20 protein-coding genes are annotated in these 17750 nt (G+C 64.0%); 14 read left to right on the forward strand and 6 right to left on the reverse strand.

The window, feature by feature from the left end:
• Positions 1 to 11 precede the first annotated feature (11 nt).
• From ACTPOI_RS24685 to ACTPOI_RS24705, 5 genes are all read left to right on the forward strand, one after another.
• Positions 12 to 794: an ABC transporter ATP-binding protein gene (locus ACTPOI_RS24685; protein ID WP_015013097.1), complete on the forward strand. Its 783-nt coding sequence runs from the start codon at positions 12 to 14 to the stop codon at positions 792 to 794.
• A gap of 2 nt (positions 795 to 796) precedes the next feature.
• Positions 797 to 1525 carry an ABC transporter ATP-binding protein gene (locus tag ACTPOI_RS24690; RefSeq protein ID WP_094285393.1) on the forward strand — a complete coding sequence of 243 codons (729 nt, stop codon included), beginning with the start codon at positions 797 to 799 and terminating at the stop codon, positions 1523 to 1525.
• 232 nt (positions 1526 to 1757) lie between these two features.
• A complete protein-coding gene (locus ACTPOI_RS24695; protein WP_094285394.1) occupies positions 1758 to 2120 on the forward strand; it encodes a DMT family protein in 363 nt (120 codons plus the stop codon).
• Positions 2121 to 2285: 165 nt separating this feature from the next.
• Positions 2286 to 2933: a DUF47 domain-containing protein gene (locus ACTPOI_RS24700; protein ID WP_055403060.1), complete on the forward strand. Its 648-nt coding sequence runs from the start codon at positions 2286 to 2288 to the stop codon at positions 2931 to 2933.
• Positions 2934 to 2952: 19 nt separating this feature from the next.
• Positions 2953 to 3963, forward strand: a complete 1011-nt coding sequence (locus ACTPOI_RS24705) for an inorganic phosphate transporter (protein WP_094285395.1) — start codon at positions 2953 to 2955, stop codon at positions 3961 to 3963.
• Positions 3964 to 4071: 108 nt separating this feature from the next.
• Here ACTPOI_RS24705 and ACTPOI_RS24710 read toward each other — a convergent pair whose 3' ends face one another.
• Positions 4072 to 4518 (reverse strand): TM2 domain-containing protein, encoded by a 447-nt coding sequence (locus ACTPOI_RS24710; protein ID WP_063461303.1) that lies wholly within the window; start codon positions 4516 to 4518, stop codon positions 4072 to 4074.
• A gap of 13 nt (positions 4519 to 4531) precedes the next feature.
• Positions 4532 to 5053, reverse strand: a complete 522-nt coding sequence (locus ACTPOI_RS24715) for an N-acetyltransferase family protein (RefSeq protein WP_440114013.1) — start codon at positions 5051 to 5053, stop codon at positions 4532 to 4534.
• Between the two features lie 146 nt (positions 5054 to 5199).
• On the opposite strand from ACTPOI_RS24715, the gene rpsP reads away from it, so the two are divergent.
• From rpsP to ACTPOI_RS24745, 6 genes are all read left to right on the forward strand, one after another.
• Positions 5200 to 5451 (forward strand): 30S ribosomal protein S16, encoded by a 252-nt coding sequence (gene rpsP / locus ACTPOI_RS24720; RefSeq protein WP_063461301.1) that lies wholly within the window; start codon positions 5200 to 5202, stop codon positions 5449 to 5451.
• A gap of 76 nt (positions 5452 to 5527) precedes the next feature.
• The gene (gene rimM / locus ACTPOI_RS24725) at positions 5528 to 6100 is read left to right on the forward strand and encodes a ribosome maturation factor RimM (RefSeq protein WP_440114016.1); all 573 of its coding nucleotides are present in this window, start codon (positions 5528 to 5530) and stop codon (positions 6098 to 6100) included.
• Between the two features lie 33 nt (positions 6101 to 6133).
• Positions 6134 to 6892 carry a tRNA (guanosine(37)-N1)-methyltransferase TrmD gene (trmD, locus tag ACTPOI_RS24730; protein WP_440114019.1) on the forward strand — a complete coding sequence of 253 codons (759 nt, stop codon included), beginning with the start codon at positions 6134 to 6136 and terminating at the stop codon, positions 6890 to 6892.
• A 128-nt stretch (positions 6893 to 7020) separates the two neighbouring features.
• Complete coding sequence (rplS, locus tag ACTPOI_RS24735; RefSeq protein WP_056061081.1) at positions 7021 to 7404, forward strand: 50S ribosomal protein L19; 384 nt, start codon at positions 7021 to 7023, stop codon at positions 7402 to 7404.
• Positions 7405 to 7516: 112 nt separating this feature from the next.
• Positions 7517 to 8239, forward strand: a complete 723-nt coding sequence (locus ACTPOI_RS24740; protein ID WP_252657648.1) for a CoA pyrophosphatase — start codon at positions 7517 to 7519, stop codon at positions 8237 to 8239.
• Between the two features lie 55 nt (positions 8240 to 8294).
• A complete protein-coding gene (locus ACTPOI_RS24745; RefSeq protein WP_094285399.1) occupies positions 8295 to 9281 on the forward strand; it encodes a CobD/CbiB family protein in 987 nt (328 codons plus the stop codon).
• 29 nt (positions 9282 to 9310) lie between these two features.
• Here the strand turns inward: ACTPOI_RS24745 and rsgA are convergent, their stop codons facing one another.
• Genes rsgA through ACTPOI_RS24760 form a run of 3 tightly spaced genes read right to left on the reverse strand, consistent with a single transcriptional unit; the run spans position 9311 to position 11916 of the window.
• Positions 9311 to 10255 carry a ribosome small subunit-dependent GTPase A gene (rsgA, locus tag ACTPOI_RS24750; RefSeq protein ID WP_440114024.1) on the reverse strand — a complete coding sequence of 315 codons (945 nt, stop codon included), beginning with the start codon at positions 10253 to 10255 and terminating at the stop codon, positions 9311 to 9313.
• A 12-nt stretch (positions 10256 to 10267) separates the two neighbouring features.
• Positions 10268 to 10609, reverse strand: coding sequence for a 4a-hydroxytetrahydrobiopterin dehydratase (locus ACTPOI_RS24755; protein ID WP_440114027.1), 342 nt, complete (start codon positions 10607 to 10609; stop codon positions 10268 to 10270).
• Positions 10606 to 11916 (reverse strand): M48 family metallopeptidase, encoded by a 1311-nt coding sequence (locus ACTPOI_RS24760; RefSeq protein WP_440114030.1) that lies wholly within the window; start codon positions 11914 to 11916, stop codon positions 10606 to 10608. Before ACTPOI_RS24760 ends, ACTPOI_RS24755 begins: the two co-directional genes overlap by 4 nt.
• A gap of 37 nt (positions 11917 to 11953) precedes the next feature.
• Here ACTPOI_RS24760 and orn point away from each other — a divergent pair, with 37 nt between their 5' ends.
• From orn to ACTPOI_RS24775, 3 genes are all read left to right on the forward strand, one after another.
• Positions 11954 to 12547 carry an oligoribonuclease gene (gene orn / locus ACTPOI_RS24765; protein ID WP_094285863.1) on the forward strand — a complete coding sequence of 198 codons (594 nt, stop codon included), beginning with the start codon at positions 11954 to 11956 and terminating at the stop codon, positions 12545 to 12547.
• A gap of 397 nt (positions 12548 to 12944) precedes the next feature.
• A complete protein-coding gene (locus ACTPOI_RS24770; RefSeq protein WP_094285402.1) occupies positions 12945 to 14795 on the forward strand; it encodes a DEAD/DEAH box helicase in 1851 nt (616 codons plus the stop codon).
• Positions 14796 to 14942: 147 nt separating this feature from the next.
• Positions 14943 to 16415 (forward strand): sensor domain-containing diguanylate cyclase, encoded by a 1473-nt coding sequence (locus ACTPOI_RS24775; RefSeq protein WP_205734069.1) that lies wholly within the window; start codon positions 14943 to 14945, stop codon positions 16413 to 16415.
• A gap of 102 nt (positions 16416 to 16517) precedes the next feature.
• Here ACTPOI_RS24775 and ACTPOI_RS24780 read toward each other — a convergent pair whose 3' ends face one another.
• The gene (locus tag ACTPOI_RS24780; protein WP_252657653.1) at positions 16518 to 17750 is read right to left on the reverse strand and encodes a multidrug effflux MFS transporter; all 1233 of its coding nucleotides are present in this window, start codon (positions 17748 to 17750) and stop codon (positions 16518 to 16520) included.

Below are 17750 nucleotides of genomic sequence, written 5' to 3' on the forward strand. Positions count from 1 at the left end.
GAAAGTTAGCAATGACAGAGAAATCCAATGAAGTGGTGCTGAAGGTCGCCGGTATTTCCAAGCGCTTCGGCGGCCTGCAGGCCCTGTCCGACGTGGGCATCACCATCCAGCGCGGCCAGGTCTATGGCCTGATCGGCCCCAACGGCGCAGGCAAGACCACGTTCTTCAACGTGATCACCGGCCTGTACACGCCCGACGCGGGCACCTTCGAGCTGGCCGGCAAGCCCTACGAGCCGACGGCAGTGCACGAAGTGGCCAAGGCCGGTATTGCGCGCACCTTCCAGAACATCCGCCTGTTCGCCGAAATGACGGCGCTCGAGAACGTGATGGTGGGCCGCCACATCCGTACCAAGTCCGGCCTGCTGGGCGCGGTGCTGCGCACCAAGGGCTTCAAGGAAGAAGAAGCCGCGATTGCCAAGCGTGCCCAGGAGCTGCTGGACTACGTGGGTATCGGCAAGTTTGCCGACTACAAGGCGCGCACGCTGTCGTACGGCGACCAGCGTCGCCTCGAAATTGCCCGTGCGCTGGCCACCGACCCGCAGCTCATTGCGCTGGACGAGCCCGCCGCCGGCATGAACGCCACCGAGAAGGTGCAGCTGCGCGAGCTGATCGACCGCATCCGCAACGACAACCGCACCATCCTGCTCATCGAGCACGACGTGAAGCTGGTGATGGGCCTGTGCGACCGTGTGACGGTGCTCGACTACGGCAAGCAGATCGCCGAAGGCAACCCTGCCGAAGTGCAGAAGAACGAAAAAGTGATTGAGGCCTATCTGGGCACCGGAGGACATTGAGAATGGCCGAAAAATCCAACAAGGTACTGCTGCAGGTCAAGGGCCTGAAGGTGGCCTACGGCGGTATCCAGGCCGTCAAGGGCGTGGACTTCGAAGTGCGCGAAGGCGAACTGGTCTCGCTGATCGGCTCCAACGGTGCGGGCAAGACCACCACCATGAAGGCCATCACTGGCACCCTGGGCATGAACGATGGCGACATCGAATACCTGGGCAAGAGCATCAAGGGCAAGGGCGCCTGGGACCTGGTCAAGGAAGGTCTGGTGATGGTGCCGGAAGGCCGTGGCGTGTTCGCGCGCATGACCATCACCGAAAACCTGCAGATGGGCGCCTACATCCGCAAGGACAAGGCGGGCATCCTGGCCGACATCGAGAAGATGTTCACCATCTTCCCGCGCCTGCGCGAGCGCAAGGACCAGCTGGCGGGCACCATGTCCGGTGGCGAACAGCAGATGCTGGCCATGGGCCGTGCGCTGATGAGCCAGCCCAAGGTGCTGCTGCTGGATGAGCCCTCCATGGGTCTGTCGCCCATCATGGTGGACAAGATCTTCGAGGTGGTGCGCGACGTGTACGCCCTGGGCGTGACCATCGTGCTGGTGGAGCAGAACGCGAGCCGTGCGCTGGCCATTGCCGACCGTGGCTACGTGATGGAGTCGGGCCTGATCACCATGACTGGCCCAGGCCAGCAGCTGCTGAACGACCCCAAGGTGCGTGCTGCCTACCTGGGCGAGTAACCCGCACCATTCGCCCCGATGTGCCCCGCCTGCCGCCTGCCAAAGGGCGCAGGAACTGGGGCAGACAACAAGGCACTGCCCCCTCGGGCGGTGCTTTTTTTTGGCCTCTGCAGGCAGGAAAGCAGATGTTTGCTATTTAATTTATAGCTTAAAGCGCTTACCTGTCGCGCGCAGAGTGCCATTTTTGTTCATAATCCAGCCCTTGTTCAGCCCCTCCTGGCCGAGGCCGTCGATGTCCACCCTCCAATCCCTGCCCGTTTCGCTCCAGACCGTGTTGCTGCTCATTGCCAGCAACGTCTTCATGACCTTTGCGTGGTATGGGCACCTCAAGAGCCTGGCGTCTTCGCCCTGGTACACCGCCGCGCTGGTGAGCTGGGGCATCGCGCTGTTCGAGTACCTGCTGCAGGTGCCTGCGAACCGCATCGGCTACACGCAGTTCAACGTGGGGCAGCTCAAGATCATGCAGGAGGTGATCACGCTGGGGGTGTTTGTGCCGTTTGCGGTGTTCTATATGGGCCAGCCGCTCAAATGGGACTACCTCTGGGCGGGGCTGTGCCTGGTCGGTGCGGTGTACTTCATCTTCCGCGGCGCCTGAGCCGCACGCGCGCGCCAGGGGCTTGCCCCGGCGCATGACCGCATGCTGCGCAGGCATCGGCCCGTTGGGGGTGGACGGTTAAACTCCCCGGGTCACGAAAAAGTCATGGTTCTGTCATGGCTTTGCCTTTTTTCAAAATTCGATCCCGTTCCAGGAGCCTCTCCCATGCTGTTTGCCAAGCTGTTGCCACGCGAAGGCAATTTTTTCGAAATGTTCAACCAGCATGCGGACCGCATCGTCGAGGCGGCACGGGCCTTTTCGCAGCTGGTGGCCAATTACAGTGATCCGCACCTGCGCGACAAGTACAACCAGGATGTGGACAACGCCGAGCGCGCCGCCGACCGCGTGACCCACGAGGTGAACAAGGCGATCCACAAGACCTTCATCACCCCCATCGACCGCGAGCAGATCCACACGCTGATCAACACCATGGATGACGTGGCCGACCTGATCCAGGACTCGGCCGAGACCATGGCGCTGTACGACGTGCGCCACATGACGGAGGAGATCACGCGCCTCACGGACCTGAGCCTCAAGTGCTGCGAGCGCCTGCGTGATGCCGTGAAGCTGCTCGACAAGATCGCCGACCCGGCCGTGGCCGAGGCCGCGCTCAAGACCTGCGAGGAAATCGACAAGCTCGAATCCGATGCCGACCGCGTGATGCGCAGCGCCATGAGCAAGTTGTTCCGCGAAGAGCCCGATGTGCGCGAGGTGATCAAGCTCAAGGCCATCTATGAGCTGCTGGAAACGATCACCGACAAGTGCGAGGACGTGGCCAACTGCATCGAGGGCATCGTCCTCGAAAACTCCTGAACCCCGCAGGCTGACCAGCATGGAAACCATACAGACGGCCCTGTGGGTTGTGGTTCTGCTCGTGGCGTTGGCGCTCCTGTTCGACTTCATGAACGGGTTCCACGACGCCGCCAATTCGATCGCCACGGTGGTCTCCACCGGCGTGCTCAAGCCCGCGCAGGCGGTGCTGTTCGCGGCGTTCTTCAACTTCATCGCGATTTTCGTGTTCCACCTGAGCGTGGCGGCCACGGTGGGCAAGGGCATCGTGCAGCCCGGCATCGTGGACACCCATGTGGTGTTTGGCGCCCTGGTGGGCGCCATCACCTGGAACGTGATCACCTGGTACTACGGCATCCCCAGCAGCTCGTCGCACGCGCTCATCGGCGGTATCGTGGGTGCGGTGATCGCCAAGGCCGGTGCGGGCGCGCTGATCTCCACCGGCATCCTCAAGACGGTGGCCTTCATCTTCGTCTCGCCGCTGCTCGGCTTCATGCTGGGCTCCATCATGATGGTGGCGGTGGCGCATATCTTCCGGCGCACGCGCCCGAGCAAGGTGGACAAGTGGTTCCGCCGCCTGCAGCTGGTGTCTGCCGGGGCCTACAGCCTGGGCCACGGTGGGAATGATGCGCAAAAGACCATCGGCATCATCTGGCTGCTGCTGATCGCCACGGGCTACACCTCGGCCACGGAAGCCTCGCCTCCCACCTGGACCATCGTGAGCTGCTACGTGGCCATTGGCCTTGGCACCATGTTCGGCGGCTGGCGCATCGTCAAGACCATGGGCCAGAAGATCACCAAGCTCAAGCCCGTGGGGGGTTTCTGCGCCGAAACGGGCGGGGCGCTTACGCTGTTCTTGGCGACCACGCTGGGCATTCCGGTGTCCACCACCCACACCATCACCGGCGCCATCGTGGGCGTGGGCTCCACGCAGCGCGCCAGCGCCGTGCGCTGGGGCGTGGCGGGCAACATCGTCTGGGCGTGGATTCTGACCATCCCGGCCAGCGCGTTTGTGGCCGCAGTGGCTTACTGGATCAGCCTGCAGATCTTCTGACGGCCCGCCACCATCCGCTGGGAGTCAGCGGATGGTGGGTTGCCAATTGTCAGTCGCTATATTTTTTATAGCTAATTGCGCTCGCCCATCAAGCGCAAGGCCCCGATTTCATTGGGAAATTTTGCGGGCCTCCTCGATCTGGTGCTCGAAGTAGCGCTGAAAGCTGAACGCGATGCTAGCCATCAGCACCGCCGTGCCAATCATCAGCGACGCCACGATGGCGGCAATGGTGATCCAGCCCGTGCGGCCGGGTGCTGCGTCGGGCGCAGCGTGGGGGTTGTAGCGGGCGTTCCAGGCTTCGGGCGTCTTCAGGGCAAACAGGATGGCCTGCAGCGCGCAGCCCGCGATGGTGAAGCCCAGCAGCGGGATCAGCATCCAGCTGGTGTGATCGTCCTGGCCAAACTGCTGCACACGCTGGATGCCGTAGACCCCCAGTGCCGTGGGCAGCGGCAGCAGCCAGCCAATCAGGTCCCACATGCCGTGCAGGTAGAAGCGGTGCAGGCCCAGCGGCCCGCCTAGAAAAGCGAGCCAGGCCGCCAGGGTCTTGTTCTTCATGCGGGGCATCGTGTCATTCGGGGGAGGTGGTGTCGCCCGCGCCCAGGGTCTTCTCCATCAGCACGATGTCGCGCCAGGCGCCAAACTTCCAGCCCACTGAGCGCATGATGCCCACATCAGTGAACCCCAGCGCCCGGTGCACCCCGATGGAGCCCGCGTTGGCCGAGTCGCCAATCACCGCCAGCAGCTTGCGCACGCCCACGGCTTCGGCCTGCACGGCCAGCTCGGCCAGCAGCTTGCGGCCCAGGCCCATGCCACGGGCGCTGTCGGCCACGTAAATCGAGTCTTCGGCCGAAAAACGGTAGGCCGGGCGCGGCTTGAACCAGTTGGCGTAGGCAAACCCCAGCACCTGCCCGTCCTGCTCGGCCACCAGCCAGGGCAGGCCACGCGCCAGCACGTCGGCGCGGCGGCCCGCCATGTCGGCTTCAGACGGGGGATCGATCTCGAAGGTGCCCGTGCCGTGGAGCACGTGGTGTTGGTAAATGGCGGTAATGGCAGGGATATCGCTGTCGGTACTGGGACGGATGGTGGGCATTTTGGAGGAAATGGATATAATCGCGGGCTTTGCAGCGTGTCGCTGGCCGGGTGGCCATGTCGCGTGTCTCAAGCGTTGCGAATATGGTTGCGAACACTGTGGCTTACGGCAAATGTTGCCGGAGTTCACCACCCGAAGGATAAATCATGGTCGTCATTCGACTCTCCCGCGGCGGCTCCAAGGGCCGTCCTTTCTTCAACATCGTCGTTGCTGACAAGCGCGTGCGCCGTGACGGCCGCTTCATCGAGCGCATCGGCTTCTACAACCCCACCGCCAAGGAAACCGAAGAAGGCCTGCGCATCGTGCAAGACCGTCTGGCTTACTGGGTGGGCGTTGGTGCCCAGTCCTCCCCCACGGTGGACCGCCTGATCAAGCAAGCCGCCAAGAAGGCTGCTTAAAGCTCCCTGAAAAGGGCGGGTTCCGTCGGCTAGTCTGGCGGAACCCGCCCTTTTCCTATTCTGGAATCCCCCCGCCATGGCCACCACTCCCCTGACCCTCGAACCCGCAGAGCTGCCGCCCGATGCCGTTGAAGTGGGGCGCATTGCCGATGCCTGGGGCGTCAAGGGCTGGTTCAAGGTGCTGTCCCACAGCAGCAGCCCCGAGGCGCTGTTCGCGTCCAAGCGCTGGTACCTGCAGCCGTCCGAGCGGGGTGCCAAGGCATTTACCGGCACGGTGCTGCTGTCCATCCGCCAGGCCAAGGACCATTCAGACACCGTGGTGGCCTGGGCGCAGGGCGTTGATGACCGCAATGCCGCCGAGGCCCTGCGCGGTGCGCGCATTTTTGTGCCCCGGTCGAGTTTTCCGTCCACCTCGGAGGACGAGTTCTACTGGGTGGATCTGATTGGCCTCGCGGTCGTCAACCGGGAAGGCGTGGCGCTGGGGCAGGTGCAGGAGCTGATGTCCACCGGCTCCCAGACCGTGCTGGTGCTGGCTTATGAGGAAGATGGCAAGGCCCGCGAGCGGATGATTCCTTTTGTCTCGGCTTTTGTGGACAAGGTGGATCTGCCTGAAAAGCGCATCACGGTCGATTGGCAGCCCGACTACTGAGCGGATGCCGCTCTCCTGCGCCCTGCACGCACCATGCGCTTTGACATCATCACCCTGTTCCCTGAGCTGTTCGCGCCTTTCCTGGCGAGCGGTGTGACCCGCCGCGCTTATGCCAGCGGCCAGGTCGATGTGCGCCTGTGGAACCCGCGTGACCATGCCGAAGGCAACTACCGCCGCGTGGACGACCGGCCCTTTGGCGGCGGCCCCGGCATGGTGATGATGGCCGAGCCGCTGCAGCGGTGCCTCGCAGCTATCCGAGCGGAGCGGGCCGAGCCGGAGGAGGGCAGGGCGCCGCTGGTGCTCTTTTCACCCATCGGGTCGCCGCTCAACCATGCTGCTGTGGAGCGCTGGTCTGCCAGCGCAGGCGCCGTGCTGCTGTGTGGCCGCTATGAAGGCATTGACCAGCGATTCATCGACGCACATGTGGATGTGCAGATGAGTCTGGGGGATTTTGTGCTCTCGGGCGGTGAAATAGCCGCCATGGCCTTGCTGGATGCGGTCGCCCGTCTGCAACCCGGCGTGCTCAACGACGAAGGCAGCCACCAGCTCGACAGCTTCAACCCCGCGCTCGACGGTCTGCTCGACTGCCCGCACTACACGCGGCCGGAGGAGTGGGCGGGGCAGCAGGTGCCCGCGGCGCTGATGTCCGGGCACCATGCGCAGATCGAGCGCTGGCGGCGCGACCAGCGGCTGGCCATCACGGCCCGCCACCGCCCCGATCTCATTGACGCGGCGCGCCAGGCGGGGCGTCTGGCCCCGGCCGATGAGGCGGTATTGGCCAAGCTCGCCTGAATTGTTATAATCAAAGGCTTTTCGATCCTCTGGCCGGCCGTTTTGACAGGGTTTCCTCCCGCAAAACACTGAACCGTCAATCCCGACGCAGCCACTTTTGGCGCGGACAAGATCGTTGGACATCAAACATGAACCTGATCCAGACCCTGGAAGCGGAAGAAATCGCCCGCTTGAACAAGACCATCCCCGAATTCGCCCCCGGTGACACCGTCATCGTGAGCGTGAACGTGGTGGAAGGTACCCGCAAGCGCGTGCAGGCCTACGAAGGTGTTGTGATTGCCAAGCGCAATCGCGGCCTGAACAGCGGCTTCACCGTGCGCAAGATCTCCAGCGGCGAAGGCGTGGAACGTACGTTCCAGACCTACAGCCCGCTGATCGCCAGCATCGAAGTCAAGCGCCGTGGTGACGTGCGCCGTGCCAAGCTGTACTACCTGCGTGACCGCAGCGGCAAGTCGGCACGTATCAAGGAAAAGCTGCCTTCGCGCGTCAAGGCTGCTGCCACCGCCGCTTAATCCAAGCAAGGCGAGGGCCTGCCCTGACAAGCCGCTACAGCATCAGCCTGTAGCGGCTTTTTGTTTTTTTGGCCTGTTGAATCCGAACCTGAACCCGAACCGAATTTCTTGAGTGAACGCCTCTTCTCCCGCCCCCGCCGTTTCGTCCGTCGTTGCGCCGCTGTCCAGCCTGCCTGATTTCGACCCCCGCCTGGTGCCGGTGGTGGGCGTGGATGCGCACCTGCCCGCTGTGCCGGCGGCGGCGCAGACGCCCGAGGCGCTGCGCGCGCGGTTTGCGCACCCGCCCCGCTGGGAGCCCGAGGTGCTGCTGGAGAAGAAGTTCATGAACCGCGAGCCAGCCCACGCATCCGTGCTGCTGGCGATCATGCTGCGCGAGCAGCCCACGGTGCTGCTCACCGAGCGCACGGCCCACCTGTCCACGCACTCGGGGCAGGTGGCTTTCCCGGGCGGGCGGGCCGACCCTGGCGACGCCACGGCTGCCGACACGGCTTTGCGCGAGGCACAGGAAGAAGTCGGGCTCGCGCCCGAGTTCGTCGAGGTGCTGGGCACCTTGCCAACCTACGTCACCGGCTCGTCCTTCATCATCACGCCAGTGGTGGCGCTGGTGCGGCCAGACTGCGTGCTGCAGCCCAATCCCTACGAGGTGGCGGACCTGTTCGAGGTGCCGCTGGCGTTTCTGCTGGACCCCGCCAACCACCGGCGCCATGTGTTCGACCGGGACGGTGTGCACCGCGAGTGGTTCTCCATGCCCTACCAGGACAGCCGCAAGAACCATTTCATCTGGGGTGCGACGGCGGGTATGCTGCGCAATTTCTACCGCTTCATGCAGGCCTGAACCGCCTCGCACATAAAGGGTGCACGGGGGCGAAGCGCCAGTATCATTGCCCCCCATGAGTTTCTTCGCCATCCTGTTCGCTCTGCTGATCGAGCAGGCCCGCCCCCTGGCTCGCAGCAACCCCATTCATGCGGGTCTGCGGGCGTGGGCGCTGTCCGTGAGTCGCAACTTCGACGCAGGCAAGCCCCACCATGGCTGGGTGGCCTGGAGCCTGGCGGTGCTGCTCCCGGCCCTGATCACGCTGGCCATCCATTGGGCGCTGCTGTGGGGTCTGGGCTGGCCGTTTGCGGTGCTCTGGAGCGTGGCGGTGCTGTATGTCACGCTGGGCTTTCGCCAGTTCAGCCACCATTTCACGGGCATCCGCGATGCGCTCGAAGAAGGCGATGAAGATGCGGCCCGCGAGCGCCTTGCACATTGGCAGCAGGTGGATGTGGGGGCCTTGCCCCGCAGCGAGATCGTGCGCCATGTGATCGAGTATTCGGTGCTCGCCGCGCACCGCCATGTGTTTGGGGTGCTGGCCTGGTTCTCGGTGCTGGCGGCGCTGGGGCTGGGGCCCACGGGGGCGGTGTTGTACCGTCTGGCCGAATTTGTTTCACGCTACTGGCACTACCGGCAACGCGCGGGCACGCAGCCCGCCAGTGCCTCGCTGCAGCAGGCCTGTGCCCAGGCCTGGACTGTGGTGGACTGGCTGCCGGCGCGGCTCACGGCACTCAGCTTTGCCGTGGTCGGGAGTTTTGAGGAAGCGATCGAGGGCTGGCGTTTTCATGCGCAGCGGTTCCCCAACGACAACGATGGCGTGGTACTGGCTGCCACAGCGGGCGCGATCAATGTGCGCCTGGGGGGCGAGGCCCTGAAGGCTCGCACCGAAACGCAGGCCCCCCAAGGGCTGGAGATCGACGCCGACATGGGCGACAGCGACTCCACTCCCGGCCGGGAGCCCGAAGTGGGCCACCTGCGCAGTGTGGTGGGGCTTGTGTGGCGATCAGTGGTGGTCTGGATGCTGCTGCTGGCGCTGCTCACGCTGGCCCGCCTGCTGGGGTAGGGCTGGGCACCCGCGGTGCAGGGCTCGCGTCAATAGCGGGTGTGGCTCAGCTCTTCAAATAAATCGCTATAAATTTTATAGCGATTTGGGCTTATCCCGTGCGCGGAAGAGCCGTTTTTAACCGCATCCAGAACACCACAACCGGGCTCATGCAGGTGGGTGCAGTTGTAGAACTTGCAGTGGCTGGCATGTTCTGCGATGTCCGGCATGCAGGCGGCGAGCTGCATGGGCGCCACATGGTGCAGACCGAATTCCTGGAACCCTGGTGAGTCGATGAGCGCCGTGGTGCGCTCCGCATCCATCCAGTACCAGTGGGTGCTGGTGGTGGTGTGCTTGCCGGAGTTCAGCGCTTGCGATATCTCGCCGGTCTGCACGGTAGCGCCTGGCACCAGCAGGTTGATCAGTGTGCTTTTGCCCGAGCCCGAGGGGCCCAGCACCAGCGTGGTCTTGCCGCGCAGGTGTTCCATCAGCAGCGCGCGGTCCACATCGCTGGACAGCGCCAGCGACAAGGGCAGCACGCCATAGTGCGTGCCTGCCCCCATGTGGCGGTACGGCAGCAGCCGTTCCCAGGCGCGGGCAAAGGGCTCCACCAGATCGCTTTTGTTGAGGCCGATCAGGGGTTTGATGCCTTCGGCCTCGGCTGCGATCAGGGCGCGGGCGAGCTGGCTTTCGGAGAACACGGGTTCTGCCGCGATCAGGATCAGCACCTGATCCAGGTTGGCCGCAAACGACTTGGTGCGGATCTCGTCCTGGCGGTAAAACAGGTTGCGCCGCTCCAGCACTTTCTCGATGGTGCCTTCGTCGCCCTGGCCGGGCGGGGGGGCTTGCCACAGCACCCGGTCGCCCACCACGGCGTGGCTTTTTTTGCCCCGAGGGTGGCAGATGCGGCGCTCGCCGTCGGCGGTTTCAACCATGCAGTGGCGCCCATGGCTGGCCACCACGGTGCCTTCCATGAGGGCGCTGCGTTCAGCCATGGGGGGCCTGTGTCACAGCGCGACCAATGCGTCGAACTGGGTGGCGCACTCGAAGTCGGTCGAGGAGATGCCGTGCACATCGTGGGTGTTCAGGCGCACCACGCAGCGGTTGTAGTGCACCGAGAGGTCGGGGTGGTGGTCTTGCGCATTGGCGACGAAGGCCAGCGCATTCACGAACGAGATGGTCTCGTAGTAGTTGGCGAAGCGATAGGTCTTCTCGATGGCGACGTTTGCGCCGTCGCCGCTCAGGCTCCAGCCTTCGAGTTTGGCCAGATTTGCTACAACTTCAGTAGCGGTCAGCGCACGGCGGGAAAGCGCAGACCAGTCTTTTTTCTTCAACATGGTGGTGGTCATGGGTAGACAGGGGTGGGGAGCATGCGTGCCAGCCGTTCGGTGGCGGGCGGGTGCGAGTAGTAGAACTTCACGTACACCGGGTCGGGTGTGAGCGTGGAGGCATTGTCTTCGTACAGCTTGAGCAGGGCCGAAGCCAGATCGGCGCCGCTGGCCTGGGCCATGGCGTAGGCATCTGCCTGAAACTCGTGCCTGCGCGACTGTTGCGAGAACAGCGGCGAGATGAAGAAGGTGAATACGGGCACCACCAGCATGAACAGCAGCAGCGCCAAGGCGTCGTTGGGCGCGGCCGCTATGGTGGGGTCCAACGAGATGTTGGGGCGCACGCCCAGGCCCGTATAGAACCACACCTGGTTGGAGAGCCATCCCAGCAGCGCAAAACCGGCCAGACTGAGGCCAAACATGACCACGATGCGCTGGATGATATGGCGGTGCTTGAAGTGGCCCAGCTCATGCGCCAGCACGGCCTCGACTTCACCCGGGGCCAGCTGCTTCAGCAGCGTGTCGTAGAACACCACGCGTTTGGCCGCGCCAAAGCCCGTGAAATAGGCATTGGCATGGGCACTGCGGCGGCTTCCATCCATCACAAACAGGCCCTTGGCCGAGAAGCCGCAGCGCTGCATCAGGGCCGTGACGCGGGCCTTGAGCGATTCGTCTTCGAGCGGCTGGAATTTGTTGAACAGGGGCGCGATGAAGGTGGGGTAGATCACCATCAAGAGCAGGTTGAAGCCCATCCAGAAGCACCAGGCCCAGAGCCACCACAGCGGGCCGGCCGCGCCCATGAGCCACAGGATGAGCGCGGCAATCGGCAGGCCGATGACCGCACCCACCAGCAGGCCCTTGGCCGCGTCGGCCAGCCACAGGCGCCAGGTCATCTTGTTGAAGCCAAAACGCTCTTCGATCACCAAGGTCTGGTACAGCGACAAGGGCAGGTCGATCAGGCCAGCGATGGCGGCGAAGGCCACCAGCAGCGCCAGCTGTTGCGCCATGCCGGGCCCCATGGTGTCCAGCAGGGTGCGGTTCAGTGCGTCCAGGCCGCCCAGCAAGGTCCAGCCCAGCAGCACCACGCAGCCCAGGGCCATCTCCAGCAGCCCCAGGCGGGCCTTGGTGATGGTGTAGTCGGCGGCCTTCTGGTGGGCTGCCAGGGAGATGCGCTCGGCAAACGGTGCAGGCACGGCGGCGCGGTGGCGGGCGATATGCCGCACCTGGCGGGTGGCCAGCCAGAACTTGAGCGCAAGGCCCAGGACCAGTGCAGTCGCAAAGGCCAGCGTGAGCAGCATGGAGGGGGAGAAGTCGTCGGGGGTGGGCATGTGCGGCGAGTTTAGGCCATCGGCGACAATGCGCGCCATGTCAGAAGCCAACAACCCCACCCCTGCCACGCTTGCCAAATCCGACCAGAACCTGGTCTGGCTCGATTGCGAAATGACCGGCCTGGAGCCGGATACGGACCGCCTGCTGGAAATCGCCGTGGTCGTGACGGGCCCTGGTCTGGAACCCCGTGTCGAAGGCCCGGTGTTTGCCATCCACCAGTCGGACGAATTGCTGAACAAGATGGATGCCTGGAACAAGGGGACCCACGGCCGCAGCGGCCTGATCGACAAGGTGAAGGCCTCGACGGTGACCGAGGAGGAGGCCGAGCAACAGATCATTGCCTTCCTGAGCCAGTATGTACCCAAGGGCACAGCCCCCATGTGTGGCAACAGCATCGGGCAGGACCGCCGTTTTCTGGTGCGCTACATGCCCAAGCTGGAGAAGTTCTTCCACTACCGCAACGTCGATGTCAGCACCTTGAAGGAGCTGGCCAAACGCTGGAAGCCCGAGGCCTACACCAGCTTCAAGAAGGCGCAAAAGCACACGGCGCTGGCTGATGTGCACGAGTCCATCGATGAGCTGGCGCACTACCGCCAGCACCTGCTGTCCGTGGAAGTGAAAAACCCCTGAATCGCTGGGCGTCAGGAGCGCCCTCGGCGCATGCGCGGTATGGGTCGCCCCCGCAGCGGTGCGGCCATTGCGCGAGGGCGTGCGCCCGGAGCACGCCTTGGAGAGGCTGCGCATTGAAAGGGTATTGCGGGGAAACCCTTAACCGTGTCATAATTGCGGGCTGTGCAGGAAATCCGCCTCGCAGTTTGTGCATCTCCCCTCACACACCGGGCTTGCCAGCCCACTGCCCACATGCAAATGTAAGCCGGCAGTGCAGGACTGGCGAATAACAGCCCACCCGCATCGGCCTGATTCCCCAGAGCCAGCGCAGGTTTCGTTTGATGGTTGATGTTTTTTAACCATTTGACGAAGCCAATCGTGGGCAGCGCCCGCGACCGTCTTCGTGAGAGAAAAATTCATGACCGACACCTCTTTGGTGCAGGGCGAATTCGCGCCTGCTGACAATTCCTTTGCTGCCGACGTTTCCGTGCAGTCCTCCTCCCTCGATTCCGTGGTGGCCGCCGCTATTGAAGATGCTGCCGCCGTGACCGCCGAGCCCAATGGGTTCGTCGAACTGGGCCTGGCGCCCGAGCTGGTGCAAGCCGTGGCCGACCTGGGCTACACACAGCCCACCAGCGTGCAGCGCAAGGCCATTCCTCTGGCCATGGGCAGCGATGCCTCGAAGTTCATCGACCTGATGGTCTCCAGCCAGACGGGCAGCGGCAAGACCGCCGCCTTCCTGCTACCGGTGCTGCACACGCTGATCCAGCAGCAGGCCGTGGCCCAGGCTGAAGAGCGCGCCGCGTTCGAGCGTGCGGTGGCCGAAGCGGCTGCCCGTGGCGAGCCCGCCCCCAAGCGTGCCAAGCGCAAGGACCCCACCAGCTCGCGCAATTTCAAGGCCGCCACGCCGGGCGCGCTGATCCTGTGCCCCACCCGTGAACTGGCCCAGCAGGTGGCGCACGACGCCATCGATCTGGTCAAGCACTGCCGTGGTCTGCGCGTAGCCAATGTGGTGGGCGGCATGCCCTACCAGCTGCAGATCGCCAAGCTGCAGAACGCCGATCTGGTGGTTGCTACCCCTGGCCGCCTGCTGGACCTGCAGCGCTCCATGCAGATCAAGCTCGACAAGGTGCAGTTCCTGGTGGTGGACGAAGCCGACCGCATGCTGGACTTGGGCTTCTCGGACGACCTGGCCGAGCTGAACCAGCTGACCAGCCAGCGCAAGCAGACCATGATGTTCAGCGCCACGTTCGCGCCCCGCATCCAGCAGCTGGCCATGCGTGTGATGCACGACGGTGGCTCGTCCGTGCAAAAGGTGACTATCGACTCTCCGCAAGAGAAACACACCAACATCAAGCAGGTGCTGTACTGGGCCGACAACGCCCAGCACAAGCGCAAGCTGCTGGACCACTGGCTGCGTGACACCACGATCAACCAAGCCATCGTGTTCGCCAGCACCCAGGTGGAGTGCGATGGTCTGGCCAACGACCTGCAGCAAGACGGCTTCTCGGCTGTCGCCCTGCACGGTGCCTTGAGCCAGGGCCTGCGCAACCGCCGCCTGATGGCGCTGCGCAGCGGCCAGGTGCAGATTCTGGTGGCGACCGATGTCGCAGCCCGTGGCATCGACGTGCCCACCATCACCCACGTGTTCAACTTCGGCTTGCCCATGAAGGCCGAGGACTACACCCACCGCATTGGCCGCACCGGCCGTGCGGGCCGCGACGGCCTGGCCGTCACTTTTGCCGAGTTCCGCGACCGCCGCAAGATTTACGACATTGAGTCGTACAGCCGCCAGCAGTTCAAGGCCGAAGTGATCCCTGGCATGGAGCCTGCCCAACGCGCCCCCCAGGCGCCCCGTGGCGGTGATTTTGGTGGCCGTGGCCGCTCGGGTGGCTATGACCGTGACAGCCGTGACCGCAAGTTCGGTGGCCCTGCCCGTGGCGGCTTCGGTGGTGGTTTTGGCGGCGGTTTTGCTGGCCGTGGTGACAACCGTGGTGCTCCAGCCCGAGGCGATGGTGGCGGCTTCGGTGGTCGTGACGATCGTGGTGCTGACCGTGGTTTTGCTCCTCGCCGCGACGGCGAAGGCTATGGCCGCAAGCCGGGCTTTGGCGATGCGGGCCGCGGTGGCTTTGCGCCCCGTGGCGATGCCGGCGCACCCCGTGGTGATTTCGCGCCGCGCAAGCCTGCGTTCTCCAAGCCTGCGGGTGGTGGTGGCAAGCCCTTTGTGGCCCACGATGCGCGCAAGCGCCCAGCGCGCCCCGCACGCTGATTGATGAATAGGGCTGGGGGCGTGTTGAGCGCTCCCACCGATCAAGGGCTGGTACCGCAAGGTGCCAGCCCTTTTTTGTGGCTGGAGTGCGGGCCCCCTGCTTTTTGCGGGCCGTGTCGTCAATAATTGCCCACGGAGGAATTTGTTGTGGTGTCTTCTCTCTCCTCGGGGGCCGATTACGAACACATGTTCGAGCTGGCGCCCGTGTCGCTTTGGCTGGAGGATTTCAGCGAACTCAAACGTCTGTTCGATGGCTGGCGTGCGCAAGGGGTCACCGACATACGCTCCCATCTGGCCGAAGACCCGGCCCGCCTGCGCCAATGCAGTGCGTCGCTGCGTGTGCTGCAGGTCAATCGGCGCACGCTGGAGTTGTTCTCGGCCGACAGCCAGCAGCATCTGGAAGCCAACCTCGACAAAGTCTTTCGGGATGACCGGCACGACACTGCGGCGCATGAGCTTGCGCAGCTGTGGGACGGACAGATGGAGTTTGCCAACCAGACGGTGAACTACGCGCTTGACGGCCGGCGCCTGGACGTGCTGGTCCGCGCGCGCATACTGCCTGGTCATGAGGCCGACTGGAGCCGCGTGCTAGTCTCTCTGGAGGACAACACCCAGCAACTGGAGGCTGCGCGCCGCTTGCGGCGCAGCGAGCAGTATGCGCGCGACCTGTTCGAGCATTCGCCGGTCTCGCTCTGGGTGGAAGACTTCAGCGCCGTGAAGAATCTGCTCGATGGCGTGCGCGCCCAGGGCATTGGCGACTTCAAGACCTTCCTCAAGGTACACCCCGACTTCGTGAGCCGCTGCATGCAGGAGATCCGCGTTATCGACGTGAACCAGCAGACATTGCGCATGTTCGGTGCTGCCAGCAAGGAGATGCTGCTCAACAACATCGGCCGCGTGTTCCGTGGCGAAATGCATGAGTCCTTCGCAGAGCAGCTGCAGGACCTGTGGGAGGGGAAGACCTTCCAGCAGCGCGAGGTGGTGAACTACTCACTGTCGGGCGACGCGGTGAACATCCACATGCAATTCTCGGTGCTCGATAGCCATCGGCATGATTGGGGGCTGGTGCTCCTGTCGCTGGTGGATATCACGGCCCGAAAAAAGGCCGAGGCTTACCTCGAATACCTGGGCAAACACGATGTACTCACCCAGCTGCGCAACCGCGCCTTCTATGCCGAAGAGCTGAACCGGCTCACGCGCAAAGGGCCCTGGCCGCTGTCCGTCATCGCCATTGACCTGAATGGGCTCAAGGTGGTCAATGACGAGCAAGGCCACGCGGCGGGCGACTCGATGCTGCGGCGCGTGGGTGAGGTGCTGGCCAAGGCCGTGGATGCCCCGGCCTGCGCGGCGCGCATTGGCGGCGATGAATTCACTGTGCTTTTGCCTGGCACTGAAGAGCGCGGGGCCTATGCGTTGCAGGAGCGCATCATCTCGATGCTGGAGCTGAACAACCAGTTCTACCCCGGCCAGCACTTGAGTCTGGCCATGGGCATCGCCAGTTGCCATTCCGGCGATGGGGTGGAAGCGGCGATCAATCGGGCCGACCAAGCCATGTACGCCGAGAAAAACCGCTATTACCAGCAGAAAAATGTGGACCGTCGGCAGCCGCACAACACCTGAGGTGGATGCATGCCCGGTGAGCACCTTGCACTGACAGTTGGCCATGGTCCTGCAGGGTAGTGCGGCCCCAGGAGCGATCCTGGGTGAACCCAGGGCGGATGCTCAGAGCTGAACGGGTGTGCGTCCGATGTCGGGCCAGCGGTTGTGCAGATAGATCCAGGCCGCGAGGCCTATGCCCATCATCAGCAGCGAGGCCAGCGCCAGCAGCACCGTGGAGTGCATGACCAGGGGGGCAATCAGACCGGCCACCAGGCCATTGGCGCTGGAGCCCACAAAGGCTTGCATCGACGAGGCCATGCCCCTGCGCTCCGGGTGCAGGTCCAGCACCAGCAGCGTGACCACCGGCACCATCAGTGCCCAGCCGAACGAGAAGATGGCAATGGGCAGCAGGGCCCACCAGGCGTGTGGCGGAAACAGCAGGTTGGCCGCGAGGTTGAGCACCGCCACCGTGCACATGATGAGAAACCCATGGCGTATCTGCCGCTTGGGTGGGATGCGCCCGGCCAGGCGCCCGCTAAGCCAGGCGCCGCCCATGATGCCCGAGATGGTCAGGATGAAGAACCAGAAGAACTGCGTGGGTGCCAGCGACAAATGCTCGCCCAGGAAAGCCGGTGCGGAGAGTACGTAGAGGAACATGCCGTTGAATGGCACGCCACTGGCCAGGGCCAGCAACACAAACCGCGCACTGGACCCGAGCTGCACATAGCCGCGCATCAGGTGGCGCACGTTGAAGGGCTGTCGGTGCTCGTGGTGCAAGGTTTCGGGCAACAGGCGGTAGTTGGCGGTCCACAGTGCCACACCCACCAGTGTCAGGAACCAGAAAATGCTGTGCCAGCCCAGGTGCACGAACAACCAGCCCCCTACGATGGGGGCAATCGCCGGGGCCACGCCAAAGTAGATGGTGACCTGGCTCATCACTTTCTGTGCCTGGGCGGGCGGGAACATGTCGCGGATCACGGCGCGCGACACCACGATGCCGGCCCCTGTGGACAGGCCCTGCAATGCCCGGAAAAAGACCAATTGCCCGATAGTCTGCGACAACGCGCAGCCCGCAGATGCCAGCGTGAACACCGCGATGCCCCACAGGATCACCGGCCTGCGGCCAAAACTGTCGGCCAGTGCTCCATGGAAAAGGCTCATGAACGCGAAGCCGAACAGGTAGGCGGACAGCGTCTGCTGCATCTGCACCGGCGTAGCACCCAGCGCTGTGGCGATGCCCGAGAACGCGGGGATGTAGGTGTCGATGGAGAACGGCCCCAGCATCCCCAGCACCGCCAGCAACACCGCCAAGGCCCAGCGGGGCGCTTTCCAGAGCAGGTGGGCTTGTGGGTTCAT

Source organism: Acidovorax sp. BL-A-41-H1 (assembly GCF_051942715.1).

Bases quoted from the DNA above. Each gene is read 5' to 3' on its own strand.
- ACTPOI_RS24685 (WP_015013097.1), top strand. From the start codon at position 12: ATGACAGAGAAATCCAATGAAGTGGTGCTGAAGGTCGCCGGTATTTCC.
- ACTPOI_RS24690 (WP_094285393.1), top strand. From the start codon at position 797: ATGGCCGAAAAATCCAACAAGGTACTGCTGCAGGTCAAGGGCCTGAAG.
- ACTPOI_RS24695 (WP_094285394.1), top strand. From the start codon at position 1,758: ATGTCCACCCTCCAATCCCTGCCCGTTTCGCTCCAGACCGTGTTGCTG.
- ACTPOI_RS24700 (WP_055403060.1), top strand. From the start codon at position 2,286: ATGCTGTTTGCCAAGCTGTTGCCACGCGAAGGCAATTTTTTCGAAATG.
- ACTPOI_RS24705 (WP_094285395.1), top strand. From the start codon at position 2,953: ATGGAAACCATACAGACGGCCCTGTGGGTTGTGGTTCTGCTCGTGGCG.
- ACTPOI_RS24710 (WP_063461303.1), bottom strand. From the start codon at position 4,518: ATGAAGAACAAGACCCTGGCGGCCTGGCTCGCTTTTCTAGGCGGGCCG.
- ACTPOI_RS24715 (WP_440114013.1), bottom strand. From the start codon at position 5,053: ATGCCCACCATCCGTCCCAGTACCGACAGCGATATCCCTGCCATTACC.
- rpsP (WP_063461301.1), top strand. From the start codon at position 5,200: ATGGTCGTCATTCGACTCTCCCGCGGCGGCTCCAAGGGCCGTCCTTTC.
- rimM (WP_440114016.1), top strand. From the start codon at position 5,528: ATGGCCACCACTCCCCTGACCCTCGAACCCGCAGAGCTGCCGCCCGAT.
- trmD (WP_440114019.1), top strand. From the start codon at position 6,134: ATGCGCTTTGACATCATCACCCTGTTCCCTGAGCTGTTCGCGCCTTTC.
- rplS (WP_056061081.1), top strand. From the start codon at position 7,021: ATGAACCTGATCCAGACCCTGGAAGCGGAAGAAATCGCCCGCTTGAAC.
- ACTPOI_RS24745 (WP_094285399.1), top strand. From the start codon at position 8,295: ATGAGTTTCTTCGCCATCCTGTTCGCTCTGCTGATCGAGCAGGCCCGC.
- rsgA (WP_440114024.1), bottom strand. From the start codon at position 10,255: ATGGCTGAACGCAGCGCCCTCATGGAAGGCACCGTGGTGGCCAGCCAT.
- ACTPOI_RS24755 (WP_440114027.1), bottom strand. From the start codon at position 10,609: ATGACCACCACCATGTTGAAGAAAAAAGACTGGTCTGCGCTTTCCCGC.
- ACTPOI_RS24760 (WP_440114030.1), bottom strand. From the start codon at position 11,916: ATGCCCACCCCCGACGACTTCTCCCCCTCCATGCTGCTCACGCTGGCC.
- orn (WP_094285863.1), top strand. From the start codon at position 11,954: ATGTCAGAAGCCAACAACCCCACCCCTGCCACGCTTGCCAAATCCGAC.
- ACTPOI_RS24770 (WP_094285402.1), top strand. From the start codon at position 12,945: ATGACCGACACCTCTTTGGTGCAGGGCGAATTCGCGCCTGCTGACAAT.
- ACTPOI_RS24780 (WP_252657653.1), bottom strand. From the start codon at position 17,750: ATGAACCCACAAGCCCACCTGCTCTGGAAAGCGCCCCGCTGGGCCTTG.